Origin of the sequence: Psychromonas hadalis ATCC BAA-638 (assembly GCF_000420245.1) — a bacterium.
Lineage (GTDB): Bacteria > Pseudomonadota > Gammaproteobacteria > Enterobacterales > Psychromonadaceae > Psychromonas > Psychromonas hadalis.
Genome location: NZ_ATUO01000055.1, coordinates 1 through 22735 on the forward strand (window position 1 = coordinate 1; position 22735 = coordinate 22735).

Consider the following 22735-nt stretch of genomic DNA (forward strand, 5'->3'; position numbering starts at 1 on the left):
ATTCCATTAAAAACGTTGTTGCGCTTTGCTCTAATAATATGACATACCGCTATTTTGGTAGAGTCGATAAAAGCAATGCCTGTTGGCTTACCGAAAGATATGTATTTAAAGGGATAATAACCGATGGCATAACCTCAATGAACCTTGTATAGCTCAACAGAGAAGGGAAATATGATTTTAAATATTTTGCTACATAGCCTAAGTAATAATTCTTAAAATCTCTGTAATGAGATTGATGAAAGCTAATAATAATGGTCATTATTTCAGAGTTACTCATGCGTTTAGCTCTTCGTTTTTTTATCTCACCATTGCTTATTAAACTAGCTTCCCATTCTGGAATAAAAATGTTAAAAAATCATCTACATCACAAAATAGTTCAATTAAATTATCCATGCCATCCTTTTCCTATCTGATTTTTCTAGTTAAAAGGTCAGATCGTGGAACTGGCATTTAGTTCAATTTATTTTAATTCTTATCCCGAACTCAGGTTAATTAAAAATTAATAAAAATAAAAGTATCGGGTGATTGTATAGGGGGTGATACCTGTGTATATTGCACACTCTTAAAGTAAGACTTAATTAATTTGATCACTTAATGAAGCCCGATATAGATGCCTAAACAACATAAAAATGCGACCACCACCCCTGAAATTCGTGCGTTTATCCATGAGTCAGACCTTGCAACAGCCGTGCTTGCTCGTTTGTTAAAGGTTTCTGAGTCTACGGTGCGTAAATGGCGCAAGCGCGATTGCACCGATGATATTTCACACCTTCCAAAACAGCTTAATACCACACTGACCCTTGCACAGCAATATGTTGTGGTACATTTGCGTCTGCGTTTGAAGCTCTCACTGGATGAATTATTGAGTGTCTGCAAAGAGTTTATCAATGAAAATAGTTCTCGGGCAGGTCTGCAACGTTGCTTAAAGCGACATGGTGTTTCACGTCTTGCGGATATGCACGCGTTCAATGATGACGATTCTGAAGAGTCTTATATTCAAGTTGCTATCGAAGAGAGCCTTTCAAGTGAAGTGATTAACTCAGTCGTTTCACCACAAGCAATGAGTGATTTTTTAAATCAGATGCGCTTACAGATGGGTGACACGGAGCAGTTACCACTGGCACTAACCGCATTAGATGTGGTGCAAGTGTATTTAATTACGTTGCCTCATTTTCCAGAGCAGCCTAAACAACAAAAAACATCACTGTTAATGGCACATGACTTAGCAAGTAACTGGGTTTATGTGGACTTATATAACGATGATGATTACCAAGCCGCACAACGCTATATCACCTATGTATTAACTAAAGCACCGTTTCATATTCGCCGTGTTTTAGTCAGAAACTACAACGAATTTTTAAGTCGTTTTCGGTTATTAGAAGATAAAACTAATAATGCCAAAATAACTGAAGATGCAACCAAATTTTAATTGGAGTAATAACATGTCTAACAAACAAAACCCTGAAGTAATTGAAACTGCAACAGATAAAAAACTAAATTCTCGTTTACAAGAGTGCCCAATTGCCATTGTCGGTATGGCTTCTGTGTTTGCTGAAACAAAAAACCTTGAGCAGTTTTGGGATAATATTGTTGAATCCGTTAATGGAATAAAAGATATTCCCGAAGACAGATGGGCAATTGATGATTATTACTCTAGTGATAAAAGAGCAAGCGACAAAACCTATTGTAAACGTGGTGGCTTCCTGCCTGAAATTGATTTTGACCCGATGGAGTTTGGTCTTCCACCCAATATTTTAGAGCTAACGGATATTACTCAGTTAATGTCATTAGTCGTCGCACGTGATGTATTAGCTGATGCGGGTATCAGTGACGAAAAAGCGTATGATCGTGACAAAATTGGTATTACGCTCGGCGTAGGTGGTGGTCAGAAACAGATCGCACCATTAACATCTCGCTTGCAAGGCCCTATTTTAGACAAAGTATTAAAAGCCTCTGGTGTGAGCGAAAGTGATCGCGCGGTGATCATCGATAAATACAAAAAAGCCTATATCCCGTGGGAAGAGAACTCATTCCCGGGTATGTTAGGCAATGTTATTGCAGGGCGTATCGCTAACCGTTTTGATTTCGGTGGCACAAACTGTGTGGTTGATGCTGCCTGTGCTGGCTCTTTAGCTGCTATTAAAATGGCGGTGTCAGACTTGTTAGAGTATCGTTCTGAAATGATGATCTCTGGTGGTGTTTGTTGTGATAATTCGCCATTCATGTACATGTCATTTTCTAAAACACCCGCCTTTACCGATGGTGAAGATATCCGCCCATTTGATGAAGATTCAAGAGGCATGATGATTGGTGAAGGCGTGGGCATGATTGCCCTGAAACGCCTTGAAGATGCAGAGCGTGATGGTGATAAAATCTATGCCTTAATCAAAGGGATTGGTAGTTCATCGGATGGTCGTTTTAAATCTATCTACGCACCACGTCCATCGGGACAAGTAAAAGCGCTTAAACGTGCTTACCAAGATGCAGGTTTTGATCCACTAACCTGTGGCTTAATCGAAGCACATGGCACGGGCACAAAAGCAGGTGATGCCGCTGAGTTTAGTGCGTTAAATACCATGTTCAGTGAAAACAGTGAGCAGAAACAACATATTGCACTTGGCACGGTTAAATCACAAGTCGGCCATACTAAAGCTGCAGCGGGCACTGCGGGTATTATTAAAGCCGCGCTTGCGTTGCACCACAAAGTGTTACCTGCAACAATTAATGTTGATAAACCCAATCCAACCTTAGAGATTGAAAACTCTCCTTTATATATCAATAACGAAACACGTCCGTGGATGCCACGCGCCGATGGTATTAAACGTCGTGCAGGTGTTAGCTCATTTGGTTTTGGCGGAACGAACTTCCACTTTGTAATGGAAGAGTACAAATCAAGTCATGACAGTGCTTATCGTCTTAATGAAGTACCACAAACATTACTGATTAGTGCGACAGATAAAAGTGCATTAACGCTTTCATTAAAAGCATGGTTGACTAAGCTGGATGTAGAAGCGGATGATCAAGCTTATGCCTTTAATGCATTGGTATTAGAAAACCCACTTAAAACCCCAAGCAGTGAATTAGCGCGTTGTGGTTTTATTGCTAAAAATGCCAATCAAGCGATTGAAACAATCAACAACATCATCAAACAACTTAACAGTGATGAAACCTCATGGAACAAACCAACGGGCATTTATTACCGTGAATCTGGTTTAGATGTTGCAGGTAAAGTGGTTGCACTGTTTTCGGGCCAAGGTTCACAATATGTGAACATGGGCCGTGATTTAACCTGTAACTTCCCAAGCATGTTAGCCACCAGCGCAAAAATGGATAAACAGTTTAGTGATGCGGGACTTGCGCAACTTTCTAGTACGGTATTTCCCATTCCTGTTTTTAATGCAGAAGCGCGTAAAGTACAAGATGAAACTTTACGTTTAACCCAAAATGCACAACCTGCCATTGGTACATTCAGTGCGGGTCTGTTTAATACCTTCAAGCAAGCGGGCTTAACCATTGATTTTGCAGCTGGTCATAGCTTTGGTGAATTAACCGCGCTTTGGGCTGCGGGTGTATTGTCTGAGCAAGATTACATGTTATTAGCACGTAGTCGTGGTGCTGCTATGGCTGCACCTGAAAATACTGATTTCGATGCGGGTACGATGGCCGCTGTTGTTGGTGCGCCAGATAAAATCGCGGAAGATATTAAAGCGATTGACGGTGTTTCTATCGCTAACTATAACTCGAATAACCAAGTGGTTATTGCTGGCGTAACCACGCAGATTGAAGTCGCTGTTGAGCAGTTACAAGCGAAAGGCTACAAGGTTGTTAAGTTGCCTGTTTCTGCCGCTTTCCATACTGAGTTAGTCGGACATGCACAAAAACCCTTTGCCGATGTGATTGACAGTGTTGAGTTTAAAAACCCTAGTATCCCTGTCTTTGCCAATGGTACAGCAAAAGCACATCCTGAAAGTGGTGAGCAGATTAAAGCAGCCCTGAAAAATCATATTTTACAATCAGTACACTTTAATGAAGAGATCGATAACCTCTATGCTGCAGGTGGTCGTGTGTTTGTTGAGTTTGGCCCTAAAAATGTATTAACCCGTCTGGTTGATAACATTTTAAAAGATAAAACTGATGTGGTGACCATTGCCGTTAACAGCAACCCTAAAAAATCAGCAGATCAGCAATTGCGTTTAGCCGCGGTTGAGATGGCGGTACTGGGTTTACAACTTGATAATATTGACCCTTATTCAGCGCAACAACGTCCAGTGACTGCACCTAAAAAATCCCCTTTATTGATGAAATTAACCGGCGCTTCTTATGTTAATCCTAAAACCAAGAAAGCCTTTGATGATGCATTGAATGATGGTTGGAAAATTAGCTCAACCATCGTTGAGAAAGAAGTGATCAAAGAGGTCATTGTTGAAAAAATTGTCGAGAAGATCGTTGAAGTAGAAAAAATTGTTTATGTGCAAGCAGATGGCACGCCTGTGCAAAATAATGCAACTGGTGATGTTGTTAACTCGATTGAGCGCAGTGTTGAAAACTTTGTTAATCATCAATCACAACTGTTAAACGTGCATCAAGAGTATATGCAAGGCCCGAAAGAATACGCTAAGACATTCCAAGAAGTCTTAGCATCACAATCTGGCGCGACTGAATTACCAGCAAGTTTAGATAAAACATTAGGTCTGTATCATGAGTTCCAATCGGAAACACTGCGTGTACATGAGACTTACCTGAATAATCAAACTGAAAACATGAGCAAGATGTTAGGCAATGTGTCTGAATCAACACCTGTTTCTGCGCCATTAGCCGTTAAAGAAAACGCTAATGTTGTGCCAATTACCGTTGCTAAAGTAGCGCCAGTACAAGTGGCACAAGCTATCACGCAGCCACAACCTGAAGTGATTTTAGCACCTGCACCTGTTGTAAAAGTGACACAAGCGCCGATTGCTGTAGAGCAAGTTGCAACACAAGCCGTTGCCTCGTTGGATTTAGACAAAATCCAAACGGTGATGTTAGAGGTAGTGGCAGATAAAACAGGCTATCCCTCTGAAATGCTTGAACTGAGCATGGACATGGAAGCGGATTTAGGTATCGACTCTATTAAACGCGTTGAAATCTTAGGCGCTGTGCAAGATGAAATTACCGACCTGCCTGAGCTTAACCCTGAAGATTTAGCAGAACTGCGCACACTGGGTGAGATTGTTGACTATATGAAGTCTAAAGCTTCATCTGCAGCGCCCGTTGTTTCAACGCCAGTTGCAACCGCATCAATTGATCTTGATAAAATCCAAAGCGTAATGATGTCTGTGGTGGCTGATAAAACAGGTTATCCAACAGAGATGCTGGAACTGAGCATGGATATGGAAGCGGACTTAGGGATTGACTCTATTAAACGTGTTGAGATTTTAGGTGCGGTGCAAGATGAAATTACCGACCTGCCTGAGCTGAATCCTGAAGATTTAGCAGAACTGCGTACATTGGGTGAGATTGTTGACTATATGAAGAGTAAAGCCGCTTCTGTAGCGCCTGTTGCAACGACTTCTACTCCTACAGCTACAATCGATCTCGACAAAATCCAAACAGTGATGATGTCAGTGGTTGCCGATAAAACCGGTTATCCATCAGAGATGCTTGAACTGAGCATGGACATGGAAGCCGATTTAGGGATTGACTCGATCAAACGTGTTGAGATTTTGGGCGCGGTTCAAGATGAAATTACCGACCTACCTGAGCTGAACCCAGAAGATTTAGCAGAGCTACGCACACTGGGTGAGATTGTTGATTATATGAAGAGCAAAGCCTCATCTGTCGCGCCAGTTGTTGCAACGACTTCTACTCCTACAGCTACAATCGATCTCGACAAAATCCAAAGCGTAATGATGTCTGTGGTTGCCGATAAAACAGGTTATCCCTCTGAGATGCTGGAACTGAGCATGGACATGGAAGCCGATTTAGGTATTGATTCTATTAAACGTGTTGAGATTTTGGGTGCAGTGCAAGATGAAATTACTGACCTACCAGAGCTTAACCCTGAAGATTTAGCAGAGCTGCGCACATTGGGTGAGATTGTTGATTATATGAAACAAAAAGCTAGCAGCGCTATGACGTCTAACGCTTCATCTGTAGCGCCAATCGTTTCAGCGCCAACAGTTGCAATTGATCTCGACAAAATCCAAACGGTAATGATGTCAGTGGTTGCCGATAAAACAGGTTACCCCTCTGAGATGCTTGAACTGAGCATGGACATGGAAGCGGATTTAGGGATTGACTCTATCAAGCGTGTTGAGATTTTAGGCGCGGTGCAAGATGAAATTACCGACCTGCCAGAGCTTAACCCTGAAGATTTAGCAGAGCTACGCACATTGGGCGAAATCGTTGACTATATGAAAAGCAAAGCCTCTTCTGTCGCGCCCATTGTTTCAAGCCCAGTTGCAACAGCATCAATTGATCTTGATAAAATCCAAAGCGTAATGATGTCTGTGGTTGCTGATAAAACCGGTTACCCCGCTGAGATGCTAGCACTAAGCATGGATATGGAAGCCGATTTAGGCATTGATTCCATTAAACGTGTTGAGATTCTTGGCGCAGTACAAGATGAAATTACCGACCTACCTGAGCTTAACCCAGAAGATTTAGCGGAGTTACGTACACTCGGTGAAATCGTCGATTACATGAAATCGAAAGCGAGCGGTGCTATGCAAAGCAAAGCGGGTGCTGGAGAAGCCTCTGTAAAAAAGTCTGAAGCGCTTGCTGTTGAAGGTACAGAGATAAACAACGACTTTGAACCTGCGCCAAGTGCGGTTGTGGTTGTTAAACATCTGAATGCTGTCGTTAAGCTTGAGCAAACCATTAATGGTGAAAACCTGTTGTTAGTTGATGATGGGGAGGGCAGTGCAGTACGCCTTGCGGATAAATTAACCCAACAAGGTTGGGCAGTCACCGTGCTGAAACCATCATGGGTGAAAACCGTTAGTTCAAAATCATTCGCTAAATCAATCAATGTGATCACACTTGAATCACTTGATGAAAAAGAGTTACAAGCGATTTTAGCAACACAAGCAACGTGGCATGCAGTGGTTTATCTACAAGCGAAAACAACGATTGCTGGTATTGAATACCCAATAGCGAGCAAGCAGGGTTTACAACTTGCTTTCTTATTAGCAAAACTAACAGGATTGGCTAAAAACAACACTTCTCTTGATAACAATAAGGATGTCCGTTCATCATTTATCGTGTTAACCCGTCAAGGTGGTGATTTTGGTGTGCAAAATAATGAGCTTGAATCTGATCTTGTGCAAACAGGGTTAACAGGGTTAGTGAAAACATTAAGCCATGAGTGGCCAACTGTTTTATGTCGTGCGATTGATGTAGCAACAAAATTTGGCGCTGACAAAGTCGCTAATATTGTGTTTGATGAGCTAAATGACGCACAACAATCTCCTGTTGAAATTGGTTTTAATAACAATGGTCGTCTTACGTTAGTAGGCGAAAAAACAGACAGTTATGCTTTACAAGCTGGCAACAGTATTGATGAAAATTCACTATTTTTGGTCAGCGGTGGCGCAAAAGGGGTAACAGCACATTGTGTTATTCGTTTGGCACAAACTTACAAATCTAAGTTTATTCTTTTAGGTCGCTCAAAATATGAAAGTAATGAGCCAAGTTGGGCAAACGGCGTAACAGATGAAGTGGCGCTGAAAAAAGCGGCCATGCAACATCTGATTGCCAGTGGTGAAAAACCAACACCGGTTGCCGTGAACAACTTTATCAAACCTGTACTGGCTAATCGTGAGATCGGGCAAACACTTAATGCAATTCAAAATGCAGGCGGTGTGGCTGAATATGTAAGCGCGGATGTGACGGATAAAGTGGCGGTACAAAATGCCGTTGCACCTATCACTGATTTGTGGGGCGATATTACTGGGCTGATTCATGGTGCTGGCGTATTGGCTGATAAGTTTATCGAACAGAAAACATTAAGCGATTTTGAAGCGGTTTATAGCACTAAAATAGAGGGTTTAGTGTCGATGTTAAGCTGTACTTCAGCGGATAAAATCAAGCATTTAGTGTTGTTTTCAAGTGCTGCTGGTTTCTACGGTAATCCGGGACAATCTGATTATGCGATTGCCAACGATATCTTAAATAAAAGCGCATACCGCTTTAAAGCACTGCATCCAACTTGCCAAGTATTAAGCTTCAACTGGGGTCCTTGGGATGGCGGCATGGTAACACCTGAGCTTAAACGTATGTTTAATGCCCGTGGTGTGTACATTATTCCGCTTGATGCAGGCGCGCAGTTATTAGTCAGTGAATTAGCAGCCGACAGCAACCGTTGTCCACAAATTTTAGTGGGTAACGACATGGGCGGAGAAGCAGAGGAAACAGCTGTAAAAAAGCCACAAGTTAGTAGCTATAAAAAGAAACTTTTAGCTGCTAACAATGCCTTTTTTGTCGATCATCAAATTGCTGACAATGCCGTTTTCCCTACTGTCTGTGCGATTGCATGGATGGTGGAGGCAACAACATCTAGCTACCCTGAATATCACTATTTAGGACTGCAAAAATACAAGCTATTTAAAGGTATTATCTTTGATGGCACGCAAGCAGAAGATTATCAAATCGATCTTAACCTGCTGAGTGATGAAGATGGCAAGCTGCAAGTGGAAGTGAAAATTTCTAGTGTTAATGGTTCAGGTAAAACGGTATTTCATTATTCGGCGGTTTTATTGTTAGCGAAACAGAAAAACAGGTCACCGACTTATCAAGGTGAACTAGCAACATTAAGCACTGAATCACATGAGCTTTATGAAAATGGCACACTGTTTCACGGTGAAAGCTTGCAAGGTATCACTGCGATTAACCACTGTGATGACAAGGGTTTACTGCTGAGCTGTGTTATTAACAGTTCAGTTAAACAGAAGCAGGGTGAGTTTGATGTTGCGCTAAATAATGTTTTTGCCAATGACTTAGTGTATCAAGCTCTGCTGGTTTGGGTGCGTAAACAGCTAGGACTTGGCAGTTTACCCACAGCAACAGCAAACTGGACAGTTTATCAAGAAGTGCCGGTTGATCAGCCATTTTATCTAAAACTTAATGTAACAGCGAACAAACGTAATAAGAAAATTATTGCGGATGTTGAGTTAATCAGCGCAGATAAACAGATCTTAGCGTCTGTTGTGGGTGTGCAAGTCACAGCAAGTGAAAGCCTCAATGATCTGTTTACAAAAGTGGCTAAATAATGGTTAAACAGGTTATCAATCAACCGCTCGACGTGATCGGTTTTAACGCCATCTTTAATGATCTGGATAATATCGATCAGGTCGAAAGTGCGCTGTATCGCGGTGAAGTGTTAACGGCTTCATCTGCGCTAACACACAGTTATGCTGAGCTTTGCAAAAAATGTGTGAATTTAGTGGTCGAGGCGAATAACTTAACGGCTAAGCAGATTGCAGTGCTGATTGTTGGTGATAATGCTTCAGCTATTGAAGGTGCTCACTTTAGTGTGGAAACAGTTAATAGTATAAGTGATGCCTTTAACCGTGCAGAGCAGATAACAAAACAGTCAGATATTGCGGTGTTGATTATTAGTGCTTCACTGCCTGAGTCGATTGTGAACAGCGAAAAATCAACCATCAGTTTTGATGCTGGATTTGAGTCTTACGCACAACTTCAAGGTGTTGCGTGTTTGTTAGTGGCGAGTAAGGTATTTGTACACGCCAATAACAGCGTTTGTTATGCCACCATTGATAACATGGTGACAGGCTCAGATGCACAAGCAGTTATTGCTCATTCACTGCAACATGCAGGTTTACGTGCTTCTGAGATTACTACCTTGGAAGTCTCTGCCTGTGCAGATGCCGTTTTAAATCAGCAAGAGCAACAAGCACTATTAAATGCTTATACAAATGATAAAACACTGACGACTGCCATTAGCTGTCATAAAAGTGTGTTGGGTGAAAATGGACGGTTGTCTGAATTAATGGCGATTATTCACAGTGTTATCGCACTGCAACAGCGTTATCGTCCTGCGATCAAAGATTGGTGTTCGCCAACAGAAAATCTGTTATCCGATTGGCGAGCTTCCCCTTTTTATCTGTTTAATCAAGCTGCGCCTGTTTTCCCCTCCTTGGAGGGTAAACCGCGTGTCAACAGCGTTAGTCTGCTTAATCAACAAGGTTATAGTCACCTTATTATCCGCGCATCAGAAGATGGGTTGATCCATCAAAATGGTTTTAATGCCCATTCAAAACAGTCTCTGTTTATTATTGGCGCAGATGATGAACCCGCATTACTGCAAAAATTGGCACAGTTAACGGTTGATGGTGAGATTAAAACGCTAGCAAAACAGCTTTACCTGCAACATAAAAACAGTGATTTCAGTTATAAAGTGGTCTTGATTGCAGAGTCTGCCGATGAGTTAAAGCGTGAAATTAAACTGGCATTAAACGGCATTAAAATTGCCTTTGAAAAACAGGGTGATTGGAAAACCCCGAAGGGCAGTTTTTTTAGTAGTTGTACTAATAAACAGGGTAAAACCGCCTTTCTTTACCCTGGCATTGGCGCGACTTACGTGGGACTTGGGCGTGAACTTTTTCACCTGTTTCCTGAGATTTATCCGAGTGTGGTGGCATTGGCCGATAATATCGGTGCATCACTTAAAGATAGCTTACTAAATCCGCGTTCGGTGGTGTCGTTTGACTTTAAACAGCTCAAACAGTTGGATCATGAACTGCGTAATAGCCTTGCTAATATCGCAGAATGTGGCGTGGGTTATGCTTGTGTTTTTACTAAAATATTTGAACAAGTGTTTAACATAAAAGCAGATTTTGCTAGCGGTTACAGCATGGGTGAAATTAGCATGTTTGCAGCCCTTGGTTGTTGGCAAACACCGGGATTAATGAGCGCGCGCTTAGCGGGATCTGATACCTTTAATCATCAATTGTCCAGTGAACTACGTGCAATTCGTAAGCTATGGAATTTGCCTGATATCAAAGATGGTGAGTGTGAGCAGATTTGGGAAACCTATAGCATTAAAGGCAGTGCAGATAAGGTAAATGCGCAGATAAAAAGTGATGAACGTGTTTACGTGACCATCATTAATACACCCGATAGTTTAACTATTGGTGGCTTTCCTGCTGATTGTTTGCAAGTGATAAAACGTTTGAGTGTACGTGCAATGCCACTCAATATGGCCAATGCGATCCACAGTGCACCTGCCTATCAAGAGTATGACAAGATGGTTGAGTTATACAGCATGGCGGTCACTGAACGTATTCAAACCAAGATGATCTCAAGCTCTTGTTATCTGCCTATTCCACAACATCAAAAAGCGATTGCGGTGAGCATTGCAAAATGTTTATGCGAGCCAGTGGATTTTCCTCGTTTGGTCAATACCCTTGCGTGCAAAGGCTCAACAGTGTTTATTGAGATGGGAGCTGGGCGATCCTTGTGCAGCTGGACAGATAAGATATTAAAAGAGAGCAAGGCTGAACATCATATTAGTGTGCCTGTGAATGCCAAAGGCACGGATGATCAACTTACTTATGCGCGTGCTGTTGCCAAGTTAGTTAGCGTGGGTGTGGACATTAATATTGACTCTTTTTTTAGTGGTTCAATGATCAAGCAAGTAAATAAATAAATAATTTTTTAGACGTAAAGCTTTGGCCCTGACTCTTGTACACAAGCCTAATCGTAAATAGGACGTGCAGCTTTAGCTGCGCTTTTGGTAAATAGGGCAGGACTAAAGTCCTACGTCCGAGTGAACAATTTTCAGAATATTTTGGACGTAAGGCTTTAGCCTTGCTTATTTTTAGTTTGTTAAGCAAGTGAAGCAGGACTGAAGTCCTACGTTCGAGTGACAGTTATAATTAAAAAGAGAAAATTTATGGAAAATATTGCCATTGTTGGTATCGCTAATCTCTTCCCAGGTTCAAGTCAACCTGAAGAGTTTTGGGCGCAACTGTTAAATAAACAAGATAATCGTACTGAAATTACCGCCACAGAAATGGGTGTTGAACCCGCCAAGTATTTAGGTAATAAAGGCGATACTGATAAATTCTACTGCATGTATGGTGGGTATATTCGTGGTTTTGAGTTTGATGCACAACCGTTTGTACAGCGTGGACTCAATGCACAATATCTCAATCAGCTTGATTCCCTTAATAAATGGGGACTCTATGTTACTGAGCAAGCATTAAAAGATGCGGGCTATTGGAACAGTGAGGCACTTGATCAGTGTGGGCTTATTTTAGGTAATCTCTCTTTTCCAACAAAATCATCAAATCATCTGTTTTTGCCATTTTATCACCATGTGGTTGAAAATGCGCTTAAACAGTTGATCGCACCAAGCTTTCAACTGAGTAATTTCACCCCTGCACAAAGTGTGCTTGCAGATAACGCCTTAGTTTCAGGTTATCCCTCTGCGTTGCTTGCTAAAGCATCAGGGTTAGGTGGTACACATTTTTCATTGGACGCAGCTTGTGCATCAAGCTGTTACAGCCTTAAATTGGCATGTGATTATTTGCACACGGGCAAAGCCGACATGATGTTAGCAGGGGCAATTTCGGGTGCAGATCCGATGTTTGTTAATATGGGTTTCTCTATTTTTCAAGCGTTCCCTGCGAATAATAAACATGCCCCTTTTGATAACGATTCTCAAGGTCTATTTGCCGCAGAAGGTGCGGGTATGATGGTGCTTAAACGTCACAGTGATGCACTGCGTGATGGTGATACTATTCACGGCATTATTAAAGGTGGCGCATTGTCAAATGATGGAAAAGGCGAGTTTGTATTAAGCCCTAATACCAAAGGGCAGGTACTTGCTTATCAACGTGCTTATGAAAATGCAGGCGTTTCACCGAGTTGTGTAGATTATATTGAATGTCACGCAACGGGCACACCCAAAGGTGACAAAGTTGAATTGACCTCAATGGAAACGTTTTTCAGTCAATATAATAAAAAACCACTGCTTGGATCTGCTAAATCTAATTTAGGCCATCTATTAACGGCTGCGGGTATGCCGGGTATGATTAAAGCGATTTATGCCTTAAATGAAGAAAAAATCCCCGCCACTATTAGCTTAAAAAATGCGATTCAAACCAAACAAGGCTATTTAACCTCTGAGCAAATGCCGATAGATACCGTTGATTGGTTAGCTGAGAATGGCAAAACACGCACCGCAGGTGTCAGTGTATTTGGCTTTGGTGGCAGTAATGCACACTTAGTATTACAAGCCGGTAATACTCCCGTACAAACTAATTTCAGCCAAGCAAAACAACTTACACCGATGGCGATTATCGGTATGGATTGTATTGTGGGTAAAACAGCTAATTTAAGCGAGTTTAAAACCTTGTTGGATAATAACGATTCAACGTTCCGTGAACTGCCAACAAAACGTTGGAAAGGCTTGGAAAAAAACAGTGTCATTAAACACACATTACAGTTAACAAAAGCACCTAAAGGGGGCTATGTCGAGCAGTTTGATGTTGATTTCTTACGCTTTAAAGTACCCCCTAACCCTCAGGATTGTTTGATTCCACAACAGTTAATGATGATGAAAGTCACGGATAATGCCGTGCAACAGGCGGGACTCAAAGAGGGCTCAAATGTTGCTGTATTAGTGGCAATGGGGCTTGAACTGGATCTGCATCAATATCGTGGTCGCGTTAATTTAACCACGCAAATTGAAAATAGCTTATTAGCACAAGGCATTACCTTAACGGCTGAGCAACAAAATGAACTGACTAACATCTGTAAAGAGAGCATCGCCTCACCTGCGCAGTTAAATCAATATACCAGTTTTATTGGTAATATTATGGCGTCACGCATCTCCGCGCTGTGGGATTTTTCAGGCCCTGCGTTTACTGTTTCCAGTGAAGAAAACTCTGTTTATCGTTGTGTCGAACTGGCGCAAAATCTGTTTGCCACTTCCGATGTTGAAGCGGTGGTGATTGCCAGTGTTGATTTAGCGGGATCCTTTGAAAATATCAGTTTACGTCAGCGTTACGGTGCAGTTTCACAAGATGCCAACAGTGCCGTAAATCCATTGGATAACAGTCACTGGTTAGTGGGCGAGGGAGCAGGTGCAATTGTTGTTAAGCCAAGCTCAACAGTGAATAACAGTTACGCACAAATTGATGGGATCAGCTTTGTTGCGGGCAGTGATGCAAATGCAATACAAAAAGCGAGTACACAGGTTTGTAAAACAGCCAATATTACACCATCAGAGATATCGCAGGTTGAAGTCTTTGCCAGTGGTTTTGCTGCAGATAATCAAGCTGAAAAAACAGCATTTTCACGCCTTTATAAACATGCAAAAATTGACAGTGTCAAACGTCAAGTCGGGCATCTGTTTAACGCATCGGGCATGGTGAGTTTGATTAAATCGGCATTGTTATTAAACGATCATATAGAAGATAAGAAAAGCAAACACATTGCTGTGAATGGATTAGGCAGAGATATGAGCTGTGCGCACCTTATCTTATCGGCGACACAAAACCCTTATCAAGCGACAGTGACCAAACATGAGAAAAAACCGTTCTCTTTAATTAAACCTATCTATTTGGGTGGGCAAAATATAGAACAAGCGATTCTAGCGTCACACAGTGCGCCCCTATTTAAACAGATAAAAAAGAAGGTTAAACAGATAAAAGAGAAGCTGGCAGGTAACAGTTTGCCTAATCTTAGTAACGCAGTGGATCTTTCCCTGTTGACCCTTAATAAACCATTAACTCTATTAACAGAGAAAACCGTTAATGTAGAGACTGCGCAAGAGAGAGTTCAAATGAAGCAAAGCATGAGCAATAACCCAAGCAATCGTATTAATAGCAAAACCAGCAGTGAGATTTTTCAGCAAACAGCCACGCATAAAGCGTTTATTCAGGCGCGTCACGGTGCAGAACAACAAATTTCTAAGCTTATCAAGCTCCAAGCACAAGCGTTAACGGGGCAAGCACCTGAACTGCACATGCAAACCACCGTTGCAAGGGTTGAATCTGCCCCTGTGGTTGAGGTTACGCCTGCGATTAAAGCAACGCCTGTGCAAAGTGGTTTCCCTGTTAAAGGACCCGCAGGTTACAACTACCCACCATTACAGCTTAAAGAGTGTTTTAATCAGCCTGAAAATATCATTTATGATACCGCGGATTTGGTTGAATTTGCCGAGGGGGATATCAGCAAGGTATTTGGTGCTGAGTACAAAATTATTGATGACTATGCTCGTCGTGTCCGCTTACCAACCACTGATTACCTGTTGGTCACACGTGTTACTGAGCTTGATGCAAAAATTAATGAATACAAAAAATCATCCATGTTCACCGAATATGATATCCCTGTGGATGCACCGTTTTTGATTGATGGTCATATTCCTTGGTCAGTAGCGGTAGAATCGGGGCAATGTGACTTGATGCTTATCTCTTACATTGGTATCGATTTCCAGAATAAAAGTGAGCGTATCTATCGTCTGCTTGATTGTGAATTAACCTTTTTAGAAGATATGGCCTTTGGTGGTGAAACACTGCGTTATGAGATTCATATCGATTCCTATGCAAGAAACGGCGAGCAACTGCTGTTCTTCTTCCATTACGATTGTTATGTGGGCGATAAAAAAGTGCTTATCATGCGTAAGGGTTGTGCGGGTTTCTTCACTGATGAAGAGCTTGCTGATGGTAAAGGGGTTATTCATAACGATAAAGACAAAGCAGAGTTTAAAAATGCTAAAAAATCTTACTTCAAACCCTTAATTGCCAATCAAAAAACGCAGTATAGCTACGCGGATATGATGAAATTAGTGGCGGGTGATATTCCCGGTTGTTTCGGCGCTAAATATGATCAACAGGGGCGTAATCCATCACTTAAATTCTCTTCTGAAAAATTCTTAATGATTGAGCGTATCACTAAAATTGACCCACAAGGGGGTCATTGGGGATTAGGGCTTATCGAAGGACAAAAAGATCTCGATCCAAACCACTGGTACTTCCCATGTCACTTTAAAGGTGATGAGGTGATGGCCGGCTCGTTAATGTCTGAGGGTTGTGGTCAAGTGGCGATGTTCTTCATGTTATGGCTAGGTATGAACGGCACGGTTAATAATGCACGTTTCCAACCGATGCGCGGTGAATCACAAACTGTCCGCTGTCGTGGGCAAGTAAGTCCACAGGTAAATACCTTAACCTATCGTTTAGAAGTCACGGCGATGGGCATGTCACCACGTCCATTTATCAAAGCCAATATCGACATTATTCTTGATGGTAAAGTAGTGGTTGATTTTAAAAATCTTTGTATGGAGATGGTTGAGCAGGATGAAAACTCCGCTTACCCTGTCACACTGCCAAGCAATGTGCAGTTATTACCTACATCGGTTGAGTCTTCATTGATATCACTTGAATCACATGTTTCGAAAATCAGTAGTGAAGCGATTCATGATGTTGAAAATAATCTGATTACTGATGAAAGAGGTGTCCAGCCTTTCAAACATCCTGAGCGTCCTCTAATGCGTGTTGAATCTGATTTTGAATCGCCAAAAGAGAAAGGTGTCTTACCGATAAAACACTTTGAAGCGCCAATGGTAGCAGGACAAAATCGTACGCCTGATACTGTGCCATTTACGCCATACCATCTATTTGAATTTGCTACAGGCAACATCTCCAACTGTTTTGGCCCTGCCTTTGATGTTTACAAAGGACGTATTCCACCACGTACACCCTGTGGTGATTTACAAGTAGTAACACAAGTTGTTGAAGTCACAGGTAAACGTCTAGATCTTAAAAAGTCATCAAGCTGTGTGGCTGAATATTATGTGCCAGAGGATGCGTGGTATTTCACTAAAAATAGCGTTGATAACTGGATGCCATATTCATTGATCATGGAGATTGCACTGCAACCAAACGGGTTTATCTCCGGTTACATGGGCACCACACTGGTTTATCCTGAAAAAGATCTGTTCTTCCGTAACTTAGACGGCAGTGGTGAATTACTTAAAAAAATAGACCTACGCGGTAAAACCATCGTTAATAAATCAGTGCTACTGAGCACCACCATGGCAGGAGGCATGATCATACAAAGCTTCACCTTTGACATGTTTGTCGATGATCAGAAATTCTACACGGGTAAAGCGGTATTTGGCTACTTTGGTGGCGAGGCACTGGCTAATCAATTAGGCATTGATAACGGTAAAATTACCCATGCGTGGTTTGTCGATAACAATACACCTGTGGCGCAGATTGAAAAATTTGATCTGACCGATAAAGCGTTGCCAATGTTTAGCGCGCCTACTGATAAACCTCATTACCGTTTAGCGGGTGGACAGCTTAACTTTGTCGATACCGTGTCTATTGTTGAGGGCGGTGGTAAAGCCAACCTTGCTTATATCTATGGCGAACGCACCATTGATGCCAGTGATTGGTTCTTCCGCTACCATTTCCATCAAGATCCGGTTATGCCCGGATCATTAGGTGTGGAAGCGATTATCGAACTGTTACAAACCTACGCATTGAAAAATGATTTAGGTAAACAGTTTAAAAATCCGCGTTTTGAATCACCGTTAACCAATGTCATTTGGAAATACCGTGGTCAAATCACTCCACTTAACAAACAAATGAGCTTGGATGTGCATATTACCGAGATCATCAAAACCGATAACGAAGTTCGTTTAATTGGTGATGCGAATCTCTCTAAAGATGGCCTGCGTATCTATGAAGTGAAAGATATCGTGCTGAGTATTGTTGAAGCGTAATAATTAATTTGAATGTGAGAGTAATTCTCACTTTCTAGGAAGTAAAAATGACTATTTTAAAATTGAACAATCAACAACCAATTAACTGGGCGTGGAAAGTAGACGCAAGCAGTATCAACAGCGCTGAAACGGCAGTTAAGCAAGCGTTGATGGATTTGCATAAACCTGTGTATCTGGCACAAAATGGCGCAGGTATGGGTATCAGCCAAACAGTATCAGATAATGGCAGTGAAAAAGTATTAGCGTTTGCACAGGCATTAAACCCTGAAGACTTAGGTGATATGGACTTCAAAAAACAGCATGGCGTAAAATACGCTTATCATGGTGGTGCAATGGCCAATGGTATTGCTTCGGTTGAATTGGTCGTCGCACTGGGCAAAGCGGGCATGTTGTGCTCATTTGGCGCTGCAGGGCTTGTACCTGATGTGATTGAAGACTCTATTAAACGTATTCAAGCGGCTCTGCCGAATGGCCCTTATGCGGTGAACCTGATTCATGCGCCTGCGGAAGAAGCATTAGAGCGTGGTGCGGTTGAGCGATTCCTTAAATTAGGAGTGGAAACAGTAGAAGCCTCTGCTTATTTAGCACTAACCGAGCATATCGTTTGGTATCGTGTTGCAGGACTCAGTGAAAATAGCGATGGCAGTGTTAATATTAAAAATAAAGTGATCGCTAAAGTATCGCGCACAGAAGTTGGTCGCCGCTTTATGGAGCCTGCACCACAAAAATTATTAGATAAATTATTGGCACAAGGCAAGATCACCGCGAAACAGGCCGAACTTTCAAAACGAGTGCCAATGGCCGATGATATTACCGCAGAAGCAGATTCTGGTGGTCATACCGATAACCGTCCATTCTTAACCCTATTACCAACTATTATTGCACTGCGTGATGAAGTTCAAGCACAATATAACTTCTCACCTGCACTGCGTGTTGGCGCGGGGGGTGGTATCGGAACGCCTGAAGCAACACTGGCCGCCTTTAATATGGGCGCTGCGTATATTGTTTTAGGCTCTGTTAACCAAGCATGTATCGAAGCGGGCGCTTCTGAACATACGCGAAAATTGCTTGCGGGTGTTGAGATGGCCGATGTGACTATGGCGCCAGCGGCGGATATGTTTGAGATGGGGGTTAAATTACAAGTAGTTAAGCGTGGTTCGATGTTTGCGATGCGCGCGAATAAATTGTATGACTTGTATGTTAATTACAACTCAATTGAAGATATTCCCGCTGTCGATCGTGAAAAAATAGAGAAACAAATTTTCCGTCAGAACTTAGATGATGTTTGGGCAGGTACCGTTGAGTTCTTTGCGGGGCGGGATCCGGAGATGTTAGCGCGTGCACAAACTAGCCCTAAACGTAAAATGGCACTCATTTTCCGTTGGTATTTAGGCTTATCATCACGTTGGTCAAACATTGGTGAAAAAGGGCGTGAGATGGATTATCAAATTTGGGCTGGCCCAAGTTTAGGTGCATTTAATAGTTGGGTTAAAGGTACTTACCTCGAAACCTACACTGAGCGTAAAGCGGTTGATGTTGCATTGCACCTGCTTAAAGGTGCTGCTTATTTGCAACGTATTAATCAATTGAAGTTACAAGGTGTGAGTTTACAACAGAGTCTATTAAACTATGTACCGAGTTAATCACTGAATTGATGATCGCAATTTAATTTAATTCAGCTAAAATGCATTGATAAGCCTCAATACTGATTGAGGCTTTTTTAATTTGGAAAAAAGAGATGAACCCAAGCGTAGAAGAACAACAAAATAACCCCCTGCATGGTCTCAGCATGGAAATACTGCTCACTGAGTTAGTAGAACACTATGGTTGGAAAATATTGCATGCCTCTATGCGTTTTCACTGCTTTGATATTAATCCTTCTATTGACGGCAGTTTGAAGTTTTTGAAAAAAACAGAATGGGCGCGCACTAAATTAGAAAGCTTCTACCTTTCTCGTTTTAAGCGTATGCCTAAGCCCCGTGAATCTGAATATGATATCGCACCACGTGAACGCGGTTTCTCGTTACATATTGTGCCACGTGAACCGATGGAATTGACCATTGAATCAATTGAGCTTTCACAAGCGAAAGCGGCTTCTGCGCATAAAGAGCGTAGCCAGCAAAAACGTGATGATCGTGAGTTTAGTCGTCATTCTCGTGGTAGTGTTGCTGGAAGCTCAAGTAAACATCCATATCGTGATGGCAGTTTTGAAAATAGCGAACGTCCTAAAGATAGACGTGAAAATAGAAATAAAGAAAAAGGTGATGAACCTGCTTACGACCCAAGTAATCCTTGGAATACATAATTATTCGTAACTACTCAGGTCGTCGCCATTTAAGCTTATTTCATCGTTGAAAAATGCTCATTTAAACCACTAAACTGCGCTTTTCCGCCTTGAACTAAGCATAACTGGCTTAGCCCTGAGCATTTACAGTGTATTTTTATAAGAACACCTCTAATTTTAAGGGGGCTGAGTAGTTACAATTATTCGGTGGAATGTAGAATAACAACAAGCCCTGATAGCATCTGTTATTGGGGCTTTTTTGTTTAGGGTAACCTTACAAACCTAGGGTAGTAATGGTTTGTTGATAGAGGTAGAATCGCCCCTCAAAATTAAAATGCTGTGAATGGATGGAAAAATGAGTAGAAAAATAGAGTTATTAGCCCCTGGTGGTGATGTAGATGCAATTAAAGCTGCAATTGTGGCGGGTGCTAATGCTATCTATTGTGGTTTAGATATGTTCAATGCACGTAATCGGGCAACCAATATCTCATTTGAACAGCTCAAAGGCATTCTGCGTTTAGCGCACCGTTTTCAGTGTGACGTTTTTTTAACCATCAATGTGGTTATTTTAGAGCATGAGATAAAAGGGGTGGTGAAGCTACTTAATCAGTTGGTTAATACCACCATTGATGGCATTATTGTACAAGATCTCGGTATTTTTAATCTGGTCAAAAAACATTTTCCATCACTCGCTATTCACGCCTCAACACAATTAACCACGCATAATGAAGGGCAGATTAAATTCCTCGCTAAAGCGGGCGCCACCCGTGTTAATTTATCCCGTGAAATGAATCTGCCTGAAATTAAAATGTTATCTACGGTTGCCCATGATCATGACGTACTGACCGAAGTCTTTGTACATGGCGCCTTGTGTATCGCTTTTTCTGGGCAATGTTATTCAAGCTCAGTGAGCGTGGGTAATTCGGGAAATCGTGGACGTTGTAGTCAAGCGTGTCGAGATGAGTATGAAATTACCGCGGCGGGCAATAAATTTCCGCTTAATTTAAAAGATAACTCTGCTTATTTTGATCTGCCTGAGCTGGTGGAAGCCGGGGTTGATTCATTGAAAATAGAAGGGCGCATTAAAGGCGCACAGTATGTGCATACCGTGGTGGATAGTTGGCGTCAGCAGATAGATAAATTTGTTGAAACAGGACAACTACTTGCCGATGATAGTAACCTCTACAAAGTATTTAATCGTGATTTTACTAACTCATTTTTGCAGGGTAACCTGACTAAAAATATGTTTATCGATAATCCGCGTGATAACAGTTTTCAGCATGCTAATGATAAAAAAAATGCTATCTCAGTGGTGCAGATTCAAGAGGTACAAACGGAGCTTTCAGCACAAAAAAATGCGATTACTGCTGACGTTGAAGCAAAAATAAAACATATTAGTATCGAGAAACCCATGCTGACGATGGATTTTTCCGCCTCATTAGGTAAGCCATTATTAGTGGCGCTTTCTTTTGAAGGTCAACATCATACCGTAAACTCTGCGAGTGTTTTAAAAGTCGCTGATGAATCTGCGATTGAGTCCGCCGCCATTGAAAAACGTTTTAAGAGCTTTAAAAAAGGTGATTATCAGTTGGATACAATCAACTTTGATAAGCTGGAAAGTGGGTTAAGTGTCCCGTTTAAAGAGTTAACGGCCATGAAAAATGAAGTGGCCTATATCCTCAATGGCAACGTTAGTATTATTGCGCCTATCAATTTGCCTCAACTTGATGTTTTCGATAAAGTCTCTGCAATACCCACTCTTTCGCTATTGATCAGTGATGTTAAAGATATACACCTTGCTGAGCAGACAGAAGCAGATATTTACTTTAAGTTACCTGAAAGCTGGAAGAGACATTGTAATAAATATATCGACATTTTCTTAGAAAATCCGCGCTTGATACCGTGGTTTCCTGCGGTGTTAATCGGTAAAGATTACAATGAGTCAATCCGTTTATTAGAAGTGGTTAAACCTAAACGCATTGTTTCTAATAATACGGGGGTTGCACTTAAAGCCGTTGAACTCGATATTGAATGGATTGCAGGGCCGTTTTTAAATACCACTAACTCCTATGCTTTATTAACGTTACAAGAAGCGTTAAATTGTTCAGGTGCGTTTATTTCAAACGAGATAAACCGTCATCAGATGCGTCATATCAAGCGCCCTAAAAACTTTAAAATGTTATACAGTATTTATCATCCTATTTTGATGATGACCAGCAGACAATGCTTCTTCCAACAAACAGTTGGCTGTAATAAACCCGCCATTGAAGATGGTTGTATGCTCAAGTGTCAAAAGGCGACCACGATCACTAATGTGAAAGGGTTCTCTTTCGCCGTTGATAAACAACTTGGTGGTTACCCCAGTATCTATAACGATGAGCAGTTTTTAAATTTAGATGTTGTTGACGAATTTTCTGGCTTGTTTGACGAGTTCTTTATTGACCTAACGAACATTGGTGCAGGTTCAAAAACAACGTTAGATAAAATTGAATTGCTAACCCATTTTACACAGCTTATTAAAGGAGATGGTGCATCAAAGACAGCGTTAGAACAGATGGTGACACTTTCTACGCAAGCACAATATACGCAAGGTTTATAATCTTAAAGTTATGCTGTCGTTGGCCGATATTAAACTTAGTCGCTGAAATGAACATTAAGCGCTATATTTAGGAATCGTTACACAATAACTTGCGCTAAATTGTTTTCAAAAA

Annotated in this window: 7 protein-coding genes and 1 pseudogene; 7 read left to right on the forward strand and 1 reads right to left on the reverse strand. The window is 41.5% G+C overall.

All coding sequences use genetic code 11. The features are described 5' to 3' along the window. Positions 1-393: pseudogene (locus tag G322_RS24790) on the reverse strand (transposase); the annotation flags it as partial. 217 nt (positions 394-610) lie between these two features. Here G322_RS24790 and G322_RS0108610 point away from each other — a divergent pair. The 7 genes from G322_RS0108610 to G322_RS0108640 all read left to right on the forward strand — a co-directional run bounded on the left by G322_RS0108610 (position 611) and on the right by G322_RS0108640 (position 22623). Next, entirely contained in the window at positions 611-1429 is an 819-nt protein-coding gene (locus tag G322_RS0108610; protein ID WP_022941395.1) for a transcriptional regulator, read from the forward strand. Between the two features lie 13 nt (positions 1430-1442). Further along, positions 1443-9248, forward strand: coding sequence for a type I polyketide synthase (locus G322_RS0108615; RefSeq protein ID WP_022941396.1), 7806 nt, complete (start codon positions 1443-1445; stop codon positions 9246-9248). After that, positions 9248-11647 (forward strand): PfaB family protein, encoded by a 2400-nt coding sequence (locus G322_RS0108620; protein ID WP_022941397.1) that lies wholly within the window; start codon positions 9248-9250, stop codon positions 11645-11647. Before G322_RS0108615 ends, G322_RS0108620 begins: the two co-directional genes overlap by 1 nt. Positions 11648-11893: 246 nt before the next feature. Beyond that, a complete protein-coding gene (locus tag G322_RS0108625; RefSeq protein WP_022941398.1) occupies positions 11894-17740 on the forward strand; it encodes a hotdog fold thioesterase in 5847 nt (1948 codons plus the stop codon). Positions 17741-17787: 47 nt separating this feature from the next. Further along, on the forward strand, positions 17788-19383 hold the full coding sequence (locus G322_RS0108630) for a PfaD family polyunsaturated fatty acid/polyketide biosynthesis protein (RefSeq protein WP_022941399.1): 1596 nt from the start codon (positions 17788-17790) through the stop codon (positions 19381-19383). A 95-nt stretch (positions 19384-19478) separates the two neighbouring features. After that, positions 19479-20045, forward strand: coding sequence for a VF530 family protein (locus G322_RS20270; RefSeq protein WP_022941400.1), 567 nt, complete (start codon positions 19479-19481; stop codon positions 20043-20045). 334 nt (positions 20046-20379) lie between these two features. Continuing rightward, entirely contained in the window at positions 20380-22623 is a 2244-nt protein-coding gene (locus G322_RS0108640) for a peptidase U32 family protein (RefSeq protein ID WP_022941401.1), read from the forward strand. Positions 22624-22735: the final 112 nt, after the last annotated feature.

Coding starts and splice junctions, on each gene's coding strand:
- G322_RS0108610 (WP_022941395.1), top strand. CDS start 611: ATGCCTAAACAACATAAAAATGCGACCACCACCCCTGAAATTCGTGCG.
- G322_RS0108615 (WP_022941396.1), top strand. CDS start 1,443: ATGTCTAACAAACAAAACCCTGAAGTAATTGAAACTGCAACAGATAAA.
- G322_RS0108620 (WP_022941397.1), top strand. CDS start 9,248: ATGGTTAAACAGGTTATCAATCAACCGCTCGACGTGATCGGTTTTAAC.
- G322_RS0108625 (WP_022941398.1), top strand. CDS start 11,894: ATGGAAAATATTGCCATTGTTGGTATCGCTAATCTCTTCCCAGGTTCA.
- G322_RS0108630 (WP_022941399.1), top strand. CDS start 17,788: ATGACTATTTTAAAATTGAACAATCAACAACCAATTAACTGGGCGTGG.
- G322_RS20270 (WP_022941400.1), top strand. CDS start 19,479: ATGAACCCAAGCGTAGAAGAACAACAAAATAACCCCCTGCATGGTCTC.
- G322_RS0108640 (WP_022941401.1), top strand. CDS start 20,380: ATGAGTAGAAAAATAGAGTTATTAGCCCCTGGTGGTGATGTAGATGCA.